Here is a 17872-nt window from a genome sequence, read left to right on the forward strand (position 1 = left end):
GTTCAGTCGGTCAGGCCGGGATACAGGCGCTCGAACCGCCCCAGGGCGGCAGGATGAAGCCTCACTGTGACATGGGTGCGGCCATCCTCCTCCGCGTCCCGCCTCGTCACCCGGCCATGTTCATAAAGCCAGGCCAGCGCCTCGCCCTGTTCGGGCGACAGGGTCAGGCGCGTCTCCGGATCGTCGTCGATCAGGCCGGCGATGGTCTGGCGCAGGCGTTCGATCCCCTCGCCCGTCCAGGCCGAGACGGCGACCGCCTCGCCCGTCTTCGCCAGACGTTCGGCCTGGCCCAGCACAGCCTCGCACGCCTCCTCGTCCAGCATGTCGATCTTGTTCCAGACCTCCAGCACCCGACGGGTCTTGCCCTCGGGAGTCTCGATCTGTTTCAGCACGGCCTCCACATCCTTGGCCTGGGCGTCGCTGTCGGCCGAGGCGATATCGCGGACGTGCAGGATCAGATCGGCCTCGCCCACCTCTTCGAGGGTGGCGCGGAAGCTTTCGACCAGTTCGTGCGGCAGGTCGGAGATGAAGCCGACCGTATCCGCTACAATGGCCGGCCGGCCCTGCGGCAGGCGGATGGTGCGCTGGGTCGTGTCCAGGGTGGCGAACAACAGATCCTTGGCGAAGACCTCCGATCCCGTCAATCGGTTGAAAAGCGTCGACTTGCCCGCATTGGTGTAGCCGACGAGGGCGACGGTCGGGAACGGGACCTTCTGGCGCTGTTTGCGGTGCAGGCCGCGCGTGCGGCGCACCTCCTCCAGCTCGGCCTTCAGCCGCACGATCCGGTCAGCGATCAGACGCCGGTCCAGCTCGATCTGGGTTTCGCCGGGGCCGCCGGTCGAGCCGGTGCCGCCGCGCTGGCGCTCCAGGTGAGTCCAGGTCCGCACCAGACGCGACCGTTCATAGTCGAGCCGCGCCAGTTCGACTTGCAGCCGACCTTCCTTGGTCCGCGCACGGCGGCCGAAGATTTCCAGGATCAGGCCGGTGCGGTCGATGACCTTGACCTCCCAAGCCTGCTCCAGATTGCGCTGCTGAACGGGCGTCAGGGCGTCGTCGATGACGGCCACATCGGCTTCGGCCGCCCGCATCAGGGCGGCCAGTTCGTCCACCTTGCCCGATCCGAACAGGGTCGCCGGCGCGACCTTGCGCACGCGCACGATCTCTTCGCCCCGGATGTCGAGGTCCAGGGCACGGGCCAGGCCGGACGCTTCTTCGAGGCGTTCTTCGGCCAGGCGCGGCGACTCCGACCGTCCGTCGGGGTGGATGACGACCGCCCGCTGAACCGGGGCGGCGTGATCAATCAGTTTTTGGGTCAATCAATCGTCTTCGGCGTCGGGCTCGTACAGCTGCACGGGCGCGGACGGCATGATGGTGGAGATGGCGTGCTTGTACACCAGCTGGGACTGGCCATCGCGGCGCAGCAGCACACAGAAGTTGTCGAACCAGGTCACGATGCCCTGCAACTTGACCCCATTGACCAGGAAGATGGTCAGGGGCGTCTTGGTCTTGCGGACCGAGTTGAGGAAGGTGTCCTGAAGGTTCTGGCGTTTGTCTTGCGACATGGCAGGTTTTTCCTGTTCTTGGTTGTTCGTCGCCATAGGAGCGGCGTCGGGGCCGAACGGGCCAGCGAAGACCTTAGACGGCGCCTCCCCGCTCCGGCAACGCCCTAAATGGCCTCTCTACGCGCGCGTTCAAGATAGAGCTGACGGAGCTTCAGTGTGATCGGGCCCGGCTTGCCGTCCCCGATCTTGGTTCCGTCGATCGAAATCGCCGGGGTCACGAAAGCGCCGGCGGCCGTGAAGAAGGCTTCGCGCGCGCGCTTGACGTCCTCGACGCTGAAGGGGCGCTCGTCCAGTTCGAGGCCCTGTTCCTCGATCAGGGTCATCAGGGTGGTGCGCGTGCAGCCCTTCAGGATGTTGGCCTGGGTGTCGCGGGTCCGCAGCTTGCCGTGCTCATCCACGATCCAGGCGTTGGTCGAGGAGCCTTCGGTCACGAGGCCCATGTCGTCGACGAACCAGGCCTCATAGGCCCCGGCCTCCCGCGCCGCCTGTTTGGCCAGGATGTTCGGCAGCAGACCCACCGTCTTGATGTCGCATCTTCCCCACCGGATGTCGGGCTGGGTCAGGACGGCGACGCCCTTTTTCGCCTGAGCTTCTCCTCGTGCGGGCGAGATAGACTTGGCGGTGACGATGACGCTGGGCGGCGTCCCCGGCGCGGGAAAGGGATGGTCGCGCCGCGCCGTGCCGCGCGTGACCTGCAGGTAGACGATGCCGTTCTTCACCCGGTTGCGCCGGATCGTCTCGCGCAGCACCCGCGTCAGGGCGGCGACCGACATGGGAATGTCGATGCGCAGTTCATTGAGGCTGCGATGCAGCCGCGTCATATGGCCGTCGAAATCCGCCAGCCGACCGTCGAACACGGACCAGACCTCATAGACCCCGTCGGCGAACTGAAAGCCCCGATCCTCCACATGGACCACGGCTTCGCCGTGCGGCTGATAGGTTCCATTCACATAGGCGACGCGGGACATCAGTCGGCCTCGTCCTCATCTCCGCCTCGCGCCGGAGAGACACCCAGCGACTTCAGCTTTCTATGCAGAGCCGACCGCTCCATGCCGATGAAGGCGGCGGTGCGGGAGATGTTGCCGCCGAAGCGCATGATCTGGGCGGCCAGATACTCGCGTTCGAACACCTCGCGCGCCTCGCGCAGCGGCAGGGCGATGGTGCGCTCCGCCCCCAGGCTGGAGGACGGGCTGTTCGAGGTGGCGACCTCCTGCGGCAGCATGTCGGCGGTGATCGGCTCGTTCGGATCGCCTGTCGCCAGGATCAGCAGCCGTTCGATATTGTTGCGCAGCTGGCGGATGTTGCCCGGCCAGGGATGGACCTGCAGCACCGCCACCGCGTCCTCCCCGACCACACGCCGAGGCAGGCCCTGCGAAGCGCTGATGGTTTCGACGAAATAATCGACCAGTTCGGCGATGTCTTCGCGCCGCTCCGACAGGGCCGGCACCCGGATCGGCACGACGTTCAGGCGGTGGAACAGGTCTTCACGGAACCGGCCTTCGGCAATCTCCGTCTTCAGGTCTCGCGAAGTGGATGTGACGACGCGCACATCGACCTGCACGTCCTGTTCGCCGCCGACCCGACGAAAGCGCTGATCCACCAGAACCCGCAGGATGCGGCTCTGGCTCTCACGCGGCATGTCGCTGATCTCGTCCAGATAGAGGGTGCCGTTGTGCGCCCGCTCGAACACCCCGATCTTGCGCGGCCGGCCGTCCTGTCCCTCTTCCCCGAACAGTTCGACATCCAATCGCTCGGGCGTCATTCCGGCGGCCGAGATGGCGACGAACTCGGCGCGCGCGCGCGGACTGGCTTCGTGGATCTGACGCGCCACAAGCTCCTTGCCCGACCCGGCCGGACCGGAAATCAGCACCCGGCTGTTGGCCTGGGCCACCTTGGCGATGGTGCTGCGCAGGGCCTGGGCCGCCTGGGAGCGGCCGATCAGGCCGGACGGCGTCATCGTCTGCGCGCGCAGACGGCGATTCTCGCGTCTCAGCGTCGCTGCTTCGATCGCCCGCTCGACCACCACCACCAGCCGATCCGACTTGAACGGCTTTTCGATGAAGTCATAGGCGCCGCGCTTCAGCGCGGTCACCGCCGTCTCGATATTGCCGTGGCCCGAGATCATCACCACCGGAAGGTCGGGGTCGATCTCCTTGACCACCTCCAGCAGTTCTAGCCCGTCCAGACCGCCGCCCTGCATCCAGATGTCGAGAATGGCCAGCGACGGCTTCCGTGCGCGGATCGCCGCGAGGGCCTCGTCGGAGTTGGCGGCCACGCGCACGGCGTGCCCTTCATCCTCGAGCAGGCCCGAAACCAGATCGCGGATGTCCGCCTCGTCGTCGACGACCAGAATGTCGGAACCGGTAGGTCGCATCTTGCCTCGCTTATTCGGCGGCGACGCTCTGGAGCTTGCGCTCCGTCGCATCGCCGGTCTTGCCGTGGGGTTTCAGGGGGAAGATCAGGCACACGCGCGCGCCGCGCAGGGTCTCGGCGTCCGCCAGCTTCAGCTCGCCGCCGTGGTCCTCGCAGATGCGTTTGACGATGGCTAGGCCCAGGCCCGTGCCCTTTTCGCGCGTGGTGACATAGGGTTCAATCAGGCGATCGCGGTCCTTGGCGGGAAGGCCGACGCCGTCGTCCTCCACCACAAAGACGGCCGTCTCGTTCTCGATGATCAGGGAGGCGATGATGGCCGCCGCCTCGGATCCGGGCGCTGCGCCTTCGGCGGCACGCCGCGCCGCCACGGATTCGCCCGCGTTCTTCAGAATGTTGACCAGCGCCTGTCCCACCATCCGGGCGTCGCAGCGCAGGCTCGTCTTGGGCAGGGGTTCGATCAGGTCCACGCCGATGTCCGCCGCCGCCACCCGCTGGGCGAACACCGCCTCTCGCAGCATTTCGGCGGGGTTGGCCGCACCGAAACGCGGCGCGGGCATGCGGGCGAAGGACGAGAATTCGTCCACCATCCGGCCGATGTCCCCGACCTGGCGGATGATCGTGTCGGTGCAGCGGTCAAAGATCTCCACCTCGTCCACCTTGTCCCTGTATTTCCGCCTAAGCCTTTCAGCCGACAGTTGGATCGGGGTCAGGGGATTCTTGATCTCATGGGCGATACGCCGCGCCACGTCGCGCCAGGCGGCGTTGCGCTGGGCCGTGACCAGCCGGGTGATGTCGTCGAAGGTCAGCACCATCTCTCCGCCCTGACCGCCCTCGATGCGCACACGCAGACGCAGGGTCTCGCCTTCGCGGCTCAGATCGATGTCCTCTTCGATATGGGCCTCGACCCGTCCGACCAGATCGCTGAGCTCGGGCGACAGGGTCGCCAGTTCACGGCCGAGAACCTCGGCTTCTTCGATATGCAACAGTTGCAGGGCGCTGTCGTTGATGGCCGAGATTCGTCCGCGCCGATCCAGACCGATCACCCCGGCGCTGACGCCTGACAGCACCGTCTCGATAAAGCGGCTGCGATCCTGGGCGTCTTCGCTTGCCGCCTTCAGCGCCGACTGCTGGGCCTGAAGGTCGCCCGTCATGCGGTTGAAGGCCTCCGACAGGGTGGCGATTTCACCCGGCGCCCCGTCGCTGTCCACCCGGGCGCTGAAGTCGCCGCCCGCCACCTGGCCGGCCGCCTTCACCAGCCGCCCGATCGGGGCCGAAATGCTGCTGGCCGCCGACATGCCCAGCCAGACCGCTCCAACCAGAACCAGCAGGGCGGTCTCCAGATAGCTGAGAATGAAGGCCGATTGAATTCGGGCGCGGCTCTCCTGGGCTTCGCGATAGGCCTGGATCGACTGGCTCGAGGCGTTCATTCGCGCCACCAGACCGTCCTGGAGCGGCCGCACCAGATAAAGATAGGCGTCGCCATAGGCTGGCAGGGCGATCAGGGAGCGCACGGTGTCGGGGTGCTGGGTGACGTCCGTCGGCGGCTTGCCGCCCTGGACGGCGTCTTCCAGATAGGAACGCGGCGGAGCCAGATAGGGCGGCGCCCCCGGTCCTTCGGCTCGCGCCAGCACCTCCCGATCACCGTCAAGAATATAGATCGCGGGATAGCCGAAGATGTCTCCGATCTGAGCCAAGGCGTCGTTGAACTGAATACGGTCGTCGAACAGTCCGCGTGCGCTGGTCAGTTGATCCGCGATCGTGACGAGATCCGCATCGACGGCTGTGGCGACGTCCTGGATGTAGGCGCGCCCGACCACGGCGCCGTTTTCGACCGAGGCCTGGACGTTCTGACTGAACCATTGATCGACCCCCCGCGTCACGAGCACACCGAAGACCAGGGCGATGAGAACCGCCGGAATCACCGCCACCGTCGAGAACAGGGCCACGAACCGCAGGTGCAGGCGCGAACCCGCTTCGCTGGTGCTGCGGGCTAGGACCAGGACGCGACGTCCCACGATGAAGGCCAGACCCGAAATCAGGATCAGATTGGCGATCAGGACGAAGAGCACGATCTGACCGGCCGATCCTCGCGCAGCGCCGGCGCTGGCGCCCGGCGCCACCGCGACCAGCCATACCGCCGCCGCCGTGATGATGACGGCCAAGGCGTAGGCTAAACCGAAGCCCGCCCGCGCCCGCTCGGTTTCAAAACGCCCCCAGAACGACTCGTCGTCCGACGAAGGGTCGGTGCGAGAGGTCACGGCTGAGGGCGTATCCGTCATGCCACAGCAGTGTCCGCGAACTGTGGCGGCGTTTCAACAGCCGAATTGAAACAGTCAGGTAAATTTCGCCGCCACAGCCCCGCCATTTCCTGCTCGACGGCCGCGGGATCGTCCAGGCGGCAAATTCTTGCCTTGGCCTCGCGACGGTGTTGCGGATCGGCCGGCCAGGGCGCCTGTTCGATGTACCAGCCCAGATGTTTGCGGAACATCTTCAGCCCCAGCGGCAGGCCGTAGAAGTCGATCGAGGCCCTCAGATGGTGGATCACGATCGCCAGTCGCGCCTCCGGCCCCGGCTCCTGGGGCGCCGTCACGCCGCTCAGCGCCTGTTCCAAATGGGCCGCCAGCCAGGGCCGGCCGTAGACGCCTCGTCCCAGCATCAGACCGTCGGCGCCGGACCGCTCAAGGGCCGTGCGCGCGTCTTCAGGCGTGACGATGTCGCCGTTGACGATGACGGGAATGCGAACGGCCGCCTTTACGGCGCCCACGGCGTCCCAGTCCGCCCTTCCGGTATAGAACTGCTGGCGGGTTCGTCCATGGACCGTCACAGCCCTCACACCGAGCGCCTCGGCCCGCACAGCCAGATCCGCGGCGTTTCGGCTGTCGTCATCCCAGCCCAGCCGCATCTTGACCGTGACCGGGCGGCCGGTGGCCCCCACCACGGCCTCCATGATGCGGCAGGCCAGATCAGGCGTCCGCATCAGGGCCGATCCGGCGGCCGAGCCCGTCACCTCCTTGGCGGGACAGCCGAAGTTCAGATCGACGATGTCCGCCCCGGCCTGTTCGGCCATGCGCGCCCCCTCGGCCATCTGCCCCGGATCACGCCCCACCAGCTGGATCACGGTCAGCGGCAGGCCCGCGCCGACGGCGGCGCGCCGCACCACGTCGGGCCTGGCCCGCGCCAGCTCCTTGGCCGCCACCATCTCGGTCGCCACATAGGCCGCGCCCAGTTTGGAGGCCAGGATGCGGAACGGCAGATCGGTGACGCCGGTCATCGGCGCCATCAGCACGCGGCCGGGCACGGTGACGTCGCCGATGGTCAGGGTTTTGGACATTCTCGCCTTTCGCCGCATTGCGCGCCCTTTCGTCAAGCGCGACAGCGGCGGATTGACGGTTTCCCGGCTCAACGTGGCGCTCTAGAAGACGGCATGACCTTCTCAGCCATCATTGTCGCGGCCGGTTCCGGAACGCGGGCCGGCGGCGAAAAACAGTGGCGGACCCTGGGCGGAAAGCCGGTTCTGCGCTGGTCCGTCCAAGCGCTTCTGGACGCCGGCGCCCAGGAGCTGGTCGTGGTCGTAGCGTCGGACGCTCAGGATCGCGCCGCCGAGGTGCTGGACGGGCTGACGGGGTGGCGCGCCGTGGTCGGCGGGACGACGCGGGCGGAGTCCGTTCGCGCAGGGTTGGCGGCCCTCACCTGTCCCGACGACCAGCCCGTGCTGGTCCACGACGCCGCCCGGCCGCTGTTGGACGCCGCCGTCATCGCCCGCGTCGTCGCCGCCCTGGATCAGGCCGACGGCGCCCTGCCCGTCCTGGCCGTCGCCGACAGCCTGCGCCGGGGATCGGACGGGCTGATGGCCGAGGCGGTGGACCGCGAGGACCTCTGGCGGGCCCAGACCCCTCAGGCGTTCCGGCGTGGACTCCTGGAATCGGCCTATGCCGCCTGGAACCCGGCCGAGACCCCGACCGACGAGGCGGTGGTGGTGCGCCGTCACGGCGGCCGGATCGTCCTGGTCGCCGGCGACGCCCGGCTGATTAAACTGACCTATCCCGAGGATTTCACCATGGCCGAGGCCCTGCTGTCGCAAGAGACCCGCTACCAGACCCGCATGGGGACGGGTTTTGACGTCCATCGCTGGGGGCCCGGCGATTCAGTCTGGCTGTGCGGGATCGAGATTCCTCATGATCAGACCCTGATCGGCCATTCGGACGCCGACGCCGGGCTGCACGCCTTGACCGACGCCCTGCTGGGAGCCATCGCCGCCGGCGACATCGGCGACCATTTTCCGCCGACCGATCCGAAGTGGAAGGGCGCCGCCTCAGACCAGTTCCTGATCCACGCCGCCGAAATGGTGGCGGCGCGCGGCGGCCGGATCGTCAATGTTGACGTGACCCTGATCTGCGAACGTCCGAAGGTGAAGCCGCACCGTCAGGCCATGCGCGAACGGATCGCCGCTCTGCTGGCCTTGCCGCTGGACTGCGTCAGCGTGAAGGCCACCACATCCGAAGGGTTGGGCTTCACCGGCCGAGGCGAGGGCTTGGCCGCCCAGGCTGCGGCGACGGTGGAGATGCCGGTCTCGGCCTGATCCGGCGCCTTCAGCGCGCGGCCAGCCGCATCTGCCGCACCAGGGCTCCGAACAGGTTCACGTAGTCGTCCGTCCACGGCCGCACCTGCGTGGGCGACAGCCTGCGCCAGCGCGGATCTTCGCGATAGGGCGCCAGGGCCGCTTCGCTCTTGCCGATCACCAGGGCCTCGGTCGAGGATTCCACCATCAGCGGCGCATCCGGCCGTTCCCGATAAATTTGGTGCAGAGCCGGCGCCCCCAGGGCCGCAGCCGCCGCCTCGGCCGGCAGTGTGATGTCCAGATTGCGGTTGGACAGGTGCAGCACCACCACCCCGTCCGGCTTCAAGAGTCGCAGATAGCCGGCGATGGCCTCCTGGGTCAGCAGATGGGTCGGCACCGCGTCGGAGCTGAAGGCGTCGATGATCAGCAGGTCATAGGAACCGGCGGCCTCCCGCGCCATGGTCAGTCGGGCGTCGCCCAGCACCGTCCGGATCGGTCCTTCGGCGCAACCATTGATGAAGCTGAACCAGCGCGGATCGCGCGACAGCCTATCCACCATCGGGTCGATCTCGAAAAAGCTCATCTGGTCCTGGCGGCGCTTATAGGCCGCCATGGCCCCCGAGCCCTGGCCCACGACCCCGATCCGGGCGCCGTCCGGCCGGTGCGCCTGGGCCATCAGGGCCGCCTGCCCCAGAGGCGTCGCCGTGGCGTAATAGAGGGTTGGCGAGCAACGGTGCGGTTCCGACTGCGCCTGGGCGCCGTGCAGGGTGGTGCCGTGCATCAGCACATGAACCGGTCCCCCCAGACCCGCGACGTCGGTATCGGCCACACGCATGACCCCAAAGAAGCTTCGCTCCGTCAGGGCCCAGTCATAGCCCCGCGCGACGTGATAGCCGGACCAGACCATGGCTCCCAGAACGACGGTGAACATGATCGCCCGGTCCCTCAGCAGGAAGGCGAACAGGGCGGCGACGCCGATCACCGCCTGGGCGATCCGCACCAGTTCGGCGTCCGGGACGACCGCGCGAATGTCGGGGGCGTAGCGCACCAGGGCCAGACCCAGCGGTCCCGCCAGGGCGACCAGAACCCCGATCACACAGACGATGATCTCCCATCGCCGCACCTCGCCTTCGCCCCATGGCCGCAAAAGGCCGACGGCGACCAGCGCCAGCGGATATTCCCAAACCATGTCGAAGATCAGGGGCGCGATCAGGGCGTTGAAGACGCCGCCCAGGACGCCGCCCAGCGACAGCAGCAGATAGAACTCCGTCAGCCGGCCCGGCGCAGGACGCCGCTCGGCCATCCGCTGGTGGCACATCAGGGCGCAGAAGAAAAAGGCTGTCAGATTGACGACGAAGACGAACAGCCACTCCGTGGTCCGAAAGGCGACCAGGGCGCAGCCGGCCGCCAGCACCCCCGCCTGGATCGCCAGCGTCAGGGAGAGCGGCAGGACCGGTCGGTTCTGAAAGGCGATGACGAAGGTCAGCAGATAGAGGGCCAGAGGAATGACCCAGAGGAAGGGCGCAGAGGCCACGTCGGTCGACAGATGCGCCGTCACGCCCAGCATCAGGCTGGACGGAACGGCCGCCAGCAGGATCAGCACCCCCTTCTCGCGCCAGGCGATCGGCGGCCCCGCTTCCAGGGGCGCGGGCTCTGCCTTCGCCCCCGTTCGGACCCCGCGACCGAACCAGGCCAGGGCGCCCAGGCCGGTGACCATCACCAGGAACAGACCATAGCCCAGGCTCCAGCCCAGGCGCTGGAGCGAAAGACTGGCCAGGGGTTCGATCAGGATCGGATAGGCCAGCAGGGCCAGAAAACTGCCCAGGTTCGAAGCGGCATAGAGGACATAGGGGTTCTTCGCGTCCGCCTGGCCCGCCCGCGCCCGCGCCCGCGCATACCAGGCTTGAAGCAGGGGCGCGGTGGCCGAAAGAATGGCGAAGGGGGCCCCGATCGAGAGGGTCAGGGTCGCCAGAAGCCAGGCCGTCGGGGCGCTGGGATCGGGATCGCCCAGGACACCGCTGATCCGCAGGGGCAAAGACAGGCCTGCGGCCAGCAGAAGCGCCAGATGAACCAGCACCTGAAGCCGCATCGACCCGATGCGCTGCAGGACGTGGGCGTAGCCGTAGCCGGCCAGCAGCGCGGTCTGGAAGAAGACCATGGCGGCGTTCCACACCGACGGCGATCCGCCCAGGCTGGGCAGGATCAGCTTGGTCGCCATCGGCTGAACCACGAAGACCAGACAAGCCGAGGTGAAGACGGCCAGCGCGAACAGGAGAGGCGTGAGCCGCCCAGGGTTCGGGCGCGCCGCGCTTTTGGCTTGAACCACATCGGTCATGGTGCTGGTTAGAGCGGGACTCGCGGCCTATGGAAAGCGCATGTTCTCACAAGACATCCTGCGACTGGCGCAACAGATCGTCGCAACCGCGGCCGAGCGGGGCCTGATGATCGCCACGGCGGAAAGCTGCACCGGCGGCCTGGTCTCCGCCGCCCTGACGGCCGTCCCCGGCTCCTCCGCGGTTCTGGATCGCGGCTTCGTCACCTACAGCAACGCCGCCAAGCAACAGATGTTGGGCGTGCCGGAGGCGACCCTAATCGCCCACGGCGCCGTCTCCGAGCCGACGGCCCGCGCCATGGCCGAAGGCGCCGCAGCCCAGTCGAACGCGAGCGTCAGCGTCTCCGTCACCGGAATTGCGGGGCCGGGCGGCGGCGGCCCGGACAAGCCGGTCGGCCTGGTCCATTTCGCGGCCGTGGGTCCGGGCGGGCTGGTCCACAGGATGGAGCGGTTCGGCGACCTGGGGCGCGACGCGGTCCGGATGGCGGCGCTCAGGGTCGCCTTGGAGATGTTGGCGGAGCGAGCCGCATCGTGACCGAACCCGTCGTCGTCGACGCCCGAGGCCACCGCTGCCCGGCGCCCAGCCTCAGGCTGCAAAAGGCCATGGCCGGGGCGGCGGCCGGCGCCCGTTTCGTCCTTCTGGCGACCGACCCTATGGCGCGCATCGACGCGCCGTTTCTAATGGCTCAGAAGCAGGGCCGCGTGATTTCGATCGAAGAGGTCGACGGCGTCCTGCGCCTTCTGGTCGAAGCGGGCTGAGTTTTCGACCCTAGGTCCGCGACCGCGTGCGGCGGCTGGCCCGCCGTTCCGACAGATCGACCACATCCGCCGCGGCGGAGGCCCTGCGCGCCTGTTCCGCCCTCTCGGCCCCGGCGGCGATCTCCATCTCGGTCGCGAAGGCGCCGCCGTAGAAGATGGCGTTGACGTTCCAGGACAGCCAGATCAGCAAAACCACCACGGCCCCGACCGAGCCATAGGTCGCTCCCAGAGGCGCGATCTGTTCGACATAGATGGCGCAGAGCCAGGATGAGACCACCGACATCAGGGTGGCCACCAGCCCTCCGGTGATCGACGGCAGCCAGGCCACCGGCGTCCGGTGACTCATGGCGTAGCGATAGAGCAACGTCAGCCCCACCACCAGGCCAAGGGCGGGCAGCAGGGCGTCGAGCGGCATCAGACCCGCATTGTCCCCCCTCGCCCCCGGCGAGGCGGCATGGGCCAGAATCCGCGCCGTCACCACGGCGCCGGACACGACGGTGAACAGGGCGAAGGCGAATATGGCGACGAAGAAGGCCAGCAGATTGAATTTGAAGAAGCCGTGAGGCTCAGTCTCATCGTGAATGAGATTAAGTCCCGCCAGCAACGCCTTGAATCCTCGATGTGCGGCGTAGGCGCCGACGAACAGGGCGAAGGCGCTCTGGGCCGAGACGGTCCGGGCGGAAGCCTTGGCCAGCCGGGCGATCTCGTCGTGAAATATGGTCTGGGCCGCGCGCGGCAACAGGTCGGACAGGGCGGCGGCCTGGGCGCTGACCTCATTGATCGACAGGCCCAGCTTATAGACGCCGATCAGGATGGCGATGGCCGGGAAGACGGCCAGAAGGGCGAAGAAGGAAACGCCCCCCGTGTAGAGCATGACGTCCCGGCCCCAGCTGCGGGTGAAGGCGCGCACGGCCAGACCGCCCCAGAAGCCGGGCGCCTTTAGAACCGATCGGGTCAGCTGATCGCTCAATCCGGTCCCCACAACCGTTACAACAAACCCCTAAACTTAAAGGATTCTGGAACGGGGAAAAGCCCTGTCGACGCACCCGCCTTTGGGGGCGGTCTGCGAAGACGATAGTCATTTATAAAATCCGTCGCGCTATGGTGGTCCGCCTCGCATGCGGCTATGGCCCCAGCGACCAATGGGGAGGGACTGGCTTGGCTTTCGACGCGCGCGTTTTGATCCTGGCGGCTGATGACGCCCGTATCGGGCCGCTCGCCGCCGGCCTGGACGCGCTTGGCTGGACCACCGTCACCGCCCGCGATGTCGGCTCGGCCGAGGCGACGCTTCAGGACCTGCCGCTCGAAGCCGCTGTGATCGACTTCGATTCCCTGACGCCGGACGCGGCGGTCCGACTGCGCGCGGCGGCCCAACCGCGCCGCCTGCCCATCATGGTGGTCGGCGCAGCCCCAGACTCGGTCGAGGGCGCCGATGTCGCCATGTCGATTCCGCCGCACCCGGCCCAGGCCGCCCTGCGTCTCGAACAGCTCGGCCGCGCCGCCATCGCCGAGGAAGAGTTTCACCTGCGGGTCGCCACCTTCGGCCTGCGCGGCATCAGCCTGGCCGCCGATCCCGGCGCGGCGGCGCCTCTGCGGATCCTGGCGGCGGGGGTTGCGGACCGTCGCTTCCTGGCCCTGTCCAACGCCTTGACCTCTGCGGGCGCCGAGGTGGTGGCGGCGCCCACCCCCTACACCGCCTTCGACTATCTGCATGAGACCCTGTTCGACGCCGCCATACTGTGGGGCGCCAAGGACCACACCCCCGCCCTGTCGATCGCCGCAGGCATGAAGCGCAACACGCGCCTGTATCATATTCCGCTGATGCTCTATCTGCGTGGCGCCGACGAAATCAGCCTGAACGAACTGTTCAATCGGGGCTTCGCCGACGTCGCCTCGACCGAAACGCCGGAGCAGGAGACGGCGGAGCGGGTCCTGGCCATGGCCGGCGCCCACCGCCGCCACCTGACCATCAGAAAGGCGCTGGATTCGGTCCGCAGTCTGGACCTGATGGACGCCTCCACCGGCCTGTTCACGCCCGAACTCTTCGCCGCCCACCTGGGTCGGGTCGCCGAGGCGTCTCGCGTTCGCAAACGTCCCCTGTCCGTCTGCGTCCTCAGAGTGCGCGAGACCGAGCCCGTCACCTGGGCGCGCCAGGGCGGCTGGCTGGACCGGGCCATGCCCCAGATCGGCGCCATGGTCTCGCGCCTGGTTCGGGTCGAGGATACGCCGGCCCGTCTGGCCAAGGAGGTCTTCGCCCTGGCGCTGCCCGCCACGCGCGGCGAGGCCGCCCGCCTGGCCGCCGAACGGATCGCCGCCGTCATCGGCTGCACCGCCTTCGACGCCGGCCCCGACCGCTCGCCCTTCGTCGCCGAATTCGACGTCGGCGCCGCCGAAATGCGCCCCGGCGAATCCGCCGGCGCCCTCCTGGAACGCGCCTCCGCCGACCTGTTCGACAAGGTGCGCTAGGGCCTTACGCCCCCGCCACCCGCGCCAGATCGGCCGTGATCCGCTCCGCCACCTTCAGCCGGTCCTCGGCCGTCGGCCAGTCGCCCGTCACAACGATCTTCTGATCGGGCCGGATCTTCCAGAAGGCGTGGTTCTTCTGGATCAGGCCGACCAGTCCGACCGGATTGGGGAAGCTGTTGTCGCGCAGGGTCAGCACCGCGCCGCGCGGCCCAATGTCGATCTTCTCGATACAGGCCCGGCGACAGTTGGCCTTGACGCCGACGATCTTCAGCAGCTGCTGCGCCTCGTCCGGCAGGGGCCCGAACCGGTCGATCAGTTCGGCGGCCAGGGCTTCACGATCCTCGGCCTGTTCGGCGTCGGACAGGCGGCGATACAGGCTGAGACGGACGTTCAGGTCCGGCACGTAGTCCTCTGGAATCAGGACGGAAGCGCCGACGTTGATCGACGGCGACCAGCCGCGATCCACATTCAGCCCCTCGCCCTTCTCGCGCAGTTCGGCGACCGCGTCCTCCAGCATCTGCTGGTAAAGCTCGACCCCGACCTCGCGGATATGGCCCGACTGTTCGTCGCCCAGCAGATTGCCGCCGCCGCGCTGGTCCAGGTCGTGGCTGGCCAGCTGGAAGCCGGCGCCCAGATTGTCCAGCGACTGCAGCACCTGCAGACGCCGCTCGGCCGACAGGGTCATCGGCTTGACCGGATCGGTGGTCAGATAGGCGAAGGCCCGCGCCTTGGACCGGCCCACCCGGCCCCGGATCTGGTACAGCTGCGCCAGGCCGAACATGTCGGCCCGGTGCACGATCAGGGTGTTGGCCGTCGGGATGTCCAGCCCGCTCTCGACGATGGTGGTCGAGACCAGGACGTCGTACTCCCCCTCGTAGAAGGCGCTCATCACCTCCTCCAGCTGGGTCGCCGACATCTGGCCGTGGCCGACGACGAACTTGATCTCGGGGACCTGCTCGCGCAGGAATTTCTCGATGTCCGGCAGGTCCTTCAGACGCGGCGCGACATAATAGGCCTGACCGCCGCGATATTTCTCGCGCAGCAGGGCCTCGCGCACCAGCACCGGATCCCAGGGCGTCACATAGGTCCGCACCGCCAGGCGATCGACCGGCGGGGTGGCGATGATCGACATCTCGCGAATGCCCGACAGGGCCATCTGCAGGGTGCGCGGGATCGGGGTGGCGGTCAGGGTCAGCAGATGAACGTCGGCGCGCAGGGTCTTCAGCTTTTCCTTGTGCTTGACGCCGAAGTGCTGCTCCTCGTCCACGATCACCAGGCCCAGGTCGCGGAAACCGACCTGTTCGGCCAGGACCGCATGGGTGCCGACGACGATCTCGACCGAGCCGTCCTTCAGCCCCGCCCGCGTTTCGGTCGCCTCCTTGCCCGTCACCATCCGCGACAGCTGGCGCACCTTGACCGGCCAGCCGGCGAAGCGTTCGGTGAAGGTCTTGTAGTGCTGGCGCGCCAGCAGGGTAGTCGGCGCCACCACCGCCACCTGTTTGCCGGTCATGGCCACGACGAAGGCGGCGCGCAGCGCCACCTCGGTCTTGCCGAAGCCCACGTCGCCGCAGATCAGGCGATCCATCGGCGTGCCCTTGCCCAGGTCCTCCAGCACGTCGCCGATGGCGTTCAGCTGGTCGTCCGTCTCCTCATAGGGGAAGCGGGCGCAGAATTCGGCGAACAGGCCCGGCGCCGGCGTCACCGCCTCCGTCTCGCGCAGCGCCCGCTTGGCGGCCAGGGCGATCAGCCCCTCGGCCATGGCGCGCAGCCGTTCCTTGGCCTTAGCCTTCCTCGCCTGCCAGCCCGCCCCGCCCAGCCTGTCCAGCTGCACCCCGTCGGCGTCCGTGCCGTACCGGGTCAGAAGATCAATGTTTTCAACCGGCAGATAGAGTTTGCTGTCACCGGCGTACAACAGCTCCAGGCAGTCGTGCGGCGCCTCCTGGATGTCGAGCGTCTTCAGCCCCTCGTACCGCCCGATGCCGTGATCCAGGTGGACCACCAGGTCGCCCGTGGTCAGAGCCGAGGCCTCGGCCAGGAAGTTGGAGGCCCGACGCTTCTTGCGCGGCCGAGCCAGCCGGTCGCCCAGAATGTCGGTCTCGGAGATGACCGCGACCGCGTCCGTGACGAACCCATGCTCCACCGGCAGGTTGCCCCGCAAATACAGGTCCTTGGGCGCGGTCTGGACATCGGCCCAGTCGCGCACGGCGACGATATGATCCAGGCCGTGGTCGCCCAAAAGGGTCGCCAGGCGCTCCGACGAGCCCTCGGTCCACGAGGCGAACAGCACCCGACGCCCCTCGGCCTTCAGCGCCTGGGCATGGGCCGCGACCGCCTCGAACAGGTTGACGCTGTCCTGTGATCGCTCGGCCGCGAAGGTTCGTCCCAGCCGTCCGCCCGCGTCTTCGCCCCCGCCCGTAAAGGGCGTGAGCCGCCGCACCGACCGGCCGGCCAGAGCCTGGTTCCAGTCGCCGGCGTCCATATAGAGGCACTGCGGCGGCAGGGCGCGATTGGCGGCCGCATGCCCCCCGCCCTTGCCTTTCTGCGCCTTGGCCGCCTCGGCCCGCGCCTCATAGGCGTCGACGATCAGATCCCACCGCTCGGCCCGCGCGCTTTCGGCCTGATTGTCCAGAAAGACCTGCGCCTGATCCGGCAGATAGTCGAACAGGCTGTCCAGCCTTTCGTAGAACAGCGGCAGCCACTGCTCCATGCCCTGCCGCCGCGCGCCCTCGCTGATGGTCGCGTACAGGGGATCGTCGCCCGGCGCCCCGAACAGCTTCAGATAGCCGGTGCGGAAGCGCGATATGGCGTCCGCATCCAGCAGGGCCTCCGACACGGGCGCCAGGGCCACCGCCGTCATCTGGCCGGTAGAGCGCTGGGTCTCAGGGTCGAAGGTGCGGATCGATTCCAGTTCGGACCCGAACATGTCCAGCCGCACCGGCTCCTCGAAGCCCGGCGGATAGACGTCCACCACCCCGCCCCGCACCGCGAACTCACCCCGCTCCGACACGGTCGAGGCGCGGACATAGCCGTTGGCGGCGAAATACCGCTCCAGCGCCTGGATATCCAGATCGCGGCCGACCCTGGTCTCGAACCCGGCCTGGGTCGTCACCGACTTCGGCGGCGTCCTCTGCATGGCCGCACCGACCGTCGTGACCACCAGAACGGGCGCGTCGCCGGTCTTTCGCTGGGCCAGGCGCGTCAGGGTCGCCATCCGCTGGGCGGCGATCCCCGCCGTCGGGCTCAGCCGGTCATAGGGCAGACAGTCCCAGGCCGGATATTCCAGAATTTCGATATCTTGCGAGAAGAATCGGAACGCCTGAACAAAGCCGCCGGCCCGCTGGTAGTCGCGCGCGACAAAGACCCCCACGCCGCCGACGGCCTTGACCCGCTCCGCCACGACCAGGGCGTCCAGACCTTCCGGCGCCCCGCCCAGATCGGCGTCGGTCCGTTGCACAGTCACCTGCTGATCCATCAGCCGATGCCCTTGCCGACCTCGGCGGCCACATGCTCGTGCATGAAGGCCCGCACCTTGGCCATCACCGGCGTCTCGAACTCCGGCGGCGTCGGATCACGCTCGATGATCCAGCCGTAGAGCCACTGGTCTTCCTCGTCGATCAGCCGCTCGAACACGTCCAGCTCGGCCTCGGTCAGGGTCGGGGCCACCTGATCCGAGAACGGCCCCAGCACCATGTCGGCCTCGCGGAAGCCCCGCCGCCAGCACCGGAACTGGATCCGGCCCAACCTCTGCTTCCGCTCAGGAGTCATCTCGTCGCCACTTTCGTTTTGGGGACGCGCTTCGGTTTCGGCCACAAGAATCCTTGC

14 protein-coding genes are annotated in these 17872 nt (G+C 67.9%); 4 read left to right on the forward strand and 10 right to left on the reverse strand.

What is annotated here, in order from left to right; genetic code table 11:
• Positions 1 to 2: 2 nt before the first annotated feature.
• The 6 genes from hflX to dusB all read right to left on the reverse strand — a co-directional run bounded on the left by hflX (position 3) and on the right by dusB (position 7266).
• Entirely contained in the window at positions 3 to 1316 is a 1314-nt protein-coding gene (gene hflX / locus ACZ5M6_RS11675) for a GTPase HflX (RefSeq protein ID WP_228184255.1), read from the reverse strand.
• Positions 1317 to 1562 (reverse strand): RNA chaperone Hfq, encoded by a 246-nt coding sequence (gene hfq / locus ACZ5M6_RS11680; protein WP_054766962.1) that lies wholly within the window; start codon positions 1560 to 1562, stop codon positions 1317 to 1319.
• A gap of 104 nt (positions 1563 to 1666) precedes the next feature.
• Positions 1667 to 2530, reverse strand: a complete 864-nt coding sequence (locus tag ACZ5M6_RS11685) for a D-amino-acid transaminase (protein ID WP_348684031.1) — start codon at positions 2528 to 2530, stop codon at positions 1667 to 1669.
• Positions 2530 to 3936 carry a nitrogen assimilation response regulator NtrX gene (ntrX, locus tag ACZ5M6_RS11690; protein WP_182713081.1) on the reverse strand — a complete coding sequence of 469 codons (1407 nt, stop codon included), beginning with the start codon at positions 3934 to 3936 and terminating at the stop codon, positions 2530 to 2532. The genes ACZ5M6_RS11685 and ntrX overlap by 1 nt, the downstream gene beginning before the upstream one ends.
• A 10-nt stretch (positions 3937 to 3946) precedes the next feature.
• Positions 3947 to 6214: a sensor histidine kinase NtrY-like gene (locus tag ACZ5M6_RS11695; protein WP_464158713.1), complete on the reverse strand. Its 2268-nt coding sequence runs from the start codon at positions 6212 to 6214 to the stop codon at positions 3947 to 3949.
• Positions 6211 to 7266, reverse strand: a complete 1056-nt coding sequence (gene dusB / locus ACZ5M6_RS11700; RefSeq protein WP_464158714.1) for a tRNA dihydrouridine synthase DusB — start codon at positions 7264 to 7266, stop codon at positions 6211 to 6213. Before dusB ends, ACZ5M6_RS11695 begins: the two co-directional genes overlap by 4 nt.
• Before the next feature lie 93 nt (positions 7267 to 7359).
• On the opposite strand from dusB, the gene ACZ5M6_RS11705 reads away from it, so the two are divergent.
• Positions 7360 to 8514, forward strand: a complete 1155-nt coding sequence (locus tag ACZ5M6_RS11705; protein ID WP_464158715.1) for a bifunctional 2-C-methyl-D-erythritol 4-phosphate cytidylyltransferase/2-C-methyl-D-erythritol 2,4-cyclodiphosphate synthase — start codon at positions 7360 to 7362, stop codon at positions 8512 to 8514.
• A gap of 10 nt (positions 8515 to 8524) precedes the next feature.
• Here the strand turns inward: ACZ5M6_RS11705 and ACZ5M6_RS11710 are convergent, their stop codons facing one another.
• A complete protein-coding gene (locus tag ACZ5M6_RS11710) occupies positions 8525 to 10828 on the reverse strand; it encodes a spermidine synthase (RefSeq protein ID WP_464158716.1) in 2304 nt (767 codons plus the stop codon).
• Between the two features lie 40 nt (positions 10829 to 10868).
• Between ACZ5M6_RS11710 and ACZ5M6_RS11715 the strand changes: the two genes are divergently transcribed.
• On the forward strand, positions 10869 to 11360 hold the full coding sequence (locus tag ACZ5M6_RS11715; protein ID WP_182713086.1) for a CinA family protein: 492 nt from the start codon (positions 10869 to 10871) through the stop codon (positions 11358 to 11360).
• The gene (locus ACZ5M6_RS11720) at positions 11357 to 11584 is read left to right on the forward strand and encodes a sulfurtransferase TusA family protein (protein WP_054765913.1); all 228 of its coding nucleotides are present in this window, start codon (positions 11357 to 11359) and stop codon (positions 11582 to 11584) included. The genes ACZ5M6_RS11715 and ACZ5M6_RS11720 overlap by 4 nt, the downstream gene beginning before the upstream one ends.
• Positions 11585 to 11594: 10 nt before the next feature.
• On the opposite strand, the gene ACZ5M6_RS11725 is transcribed toward ACZ5M6_RS11720, so the two are convergent.
• Positions 11595 to 12458 (reverse strand): YihY/virulence factor BrkB family protein, encoded by an 864-nt coding sequence (locus ACZ5M6_RS11725; RefSeq protein WP_182713208.1) that lies wholly within the window; start codon positions 12456 to 12458, stop codon positions 11595 to 11597.
• Positions 12459 to 12742: 284 nt separating this feature from the next.
• On the opposite strand from ACZ5M6_RS11725, the gene ACZ5M6_RS11730 reads away from it, so the two are divergent.
• Positions 12743 to 14050: a diguanylate cyclase domain-containing protein gene (locus ACZ5M6_RS11730; protein WP_464158717.1), complete on the forward strand. Its 1308-nt coding sequence runs from the start codon at positions 12743 to 12745 to the stop codon at positions 14048 to 14050.
• A 4-nt stretch (positions 14051 to 14054) separates the two neighbouring features.
• On the opposite strand, the gene mfd is transcribed toward ACZ5M6_RS11730, so the two are convergent.
• The gene (mfd, locus tag ACZ5M6_RS11735; RefSeq protein WP_464158718.1) at positions 14055 to 17522 is read right to left on the reverse strand and encodes a transcription-repair coupling factor; all 3468 of its coding nucleotides are present in this window, start codon (positions 17520 to 17522) and stop codon (positions 14055 to 14057) included.
• Complete coding sequence (locus ACZ5M6_RS11740; RefSeq protein WP_464158719.1) at positions 17522 to 17815, reverse strand: succinate dehydrogenase assembly factor 2; 294 nt, start codon at positions 17813 to 17815, stop codon at positions 17522 to 17524. The genes mfd and ACZ5M6_RS11740 overlap by 1 nt, the downstream gene beginning before the upstream one ends.
• Positions 17816 to 17872 lie beyond the last annotated feature (57 nt).

The sequence above is a fragment of the Brevundimonas sp. Br13 genome, assembly GCF_055391505.1.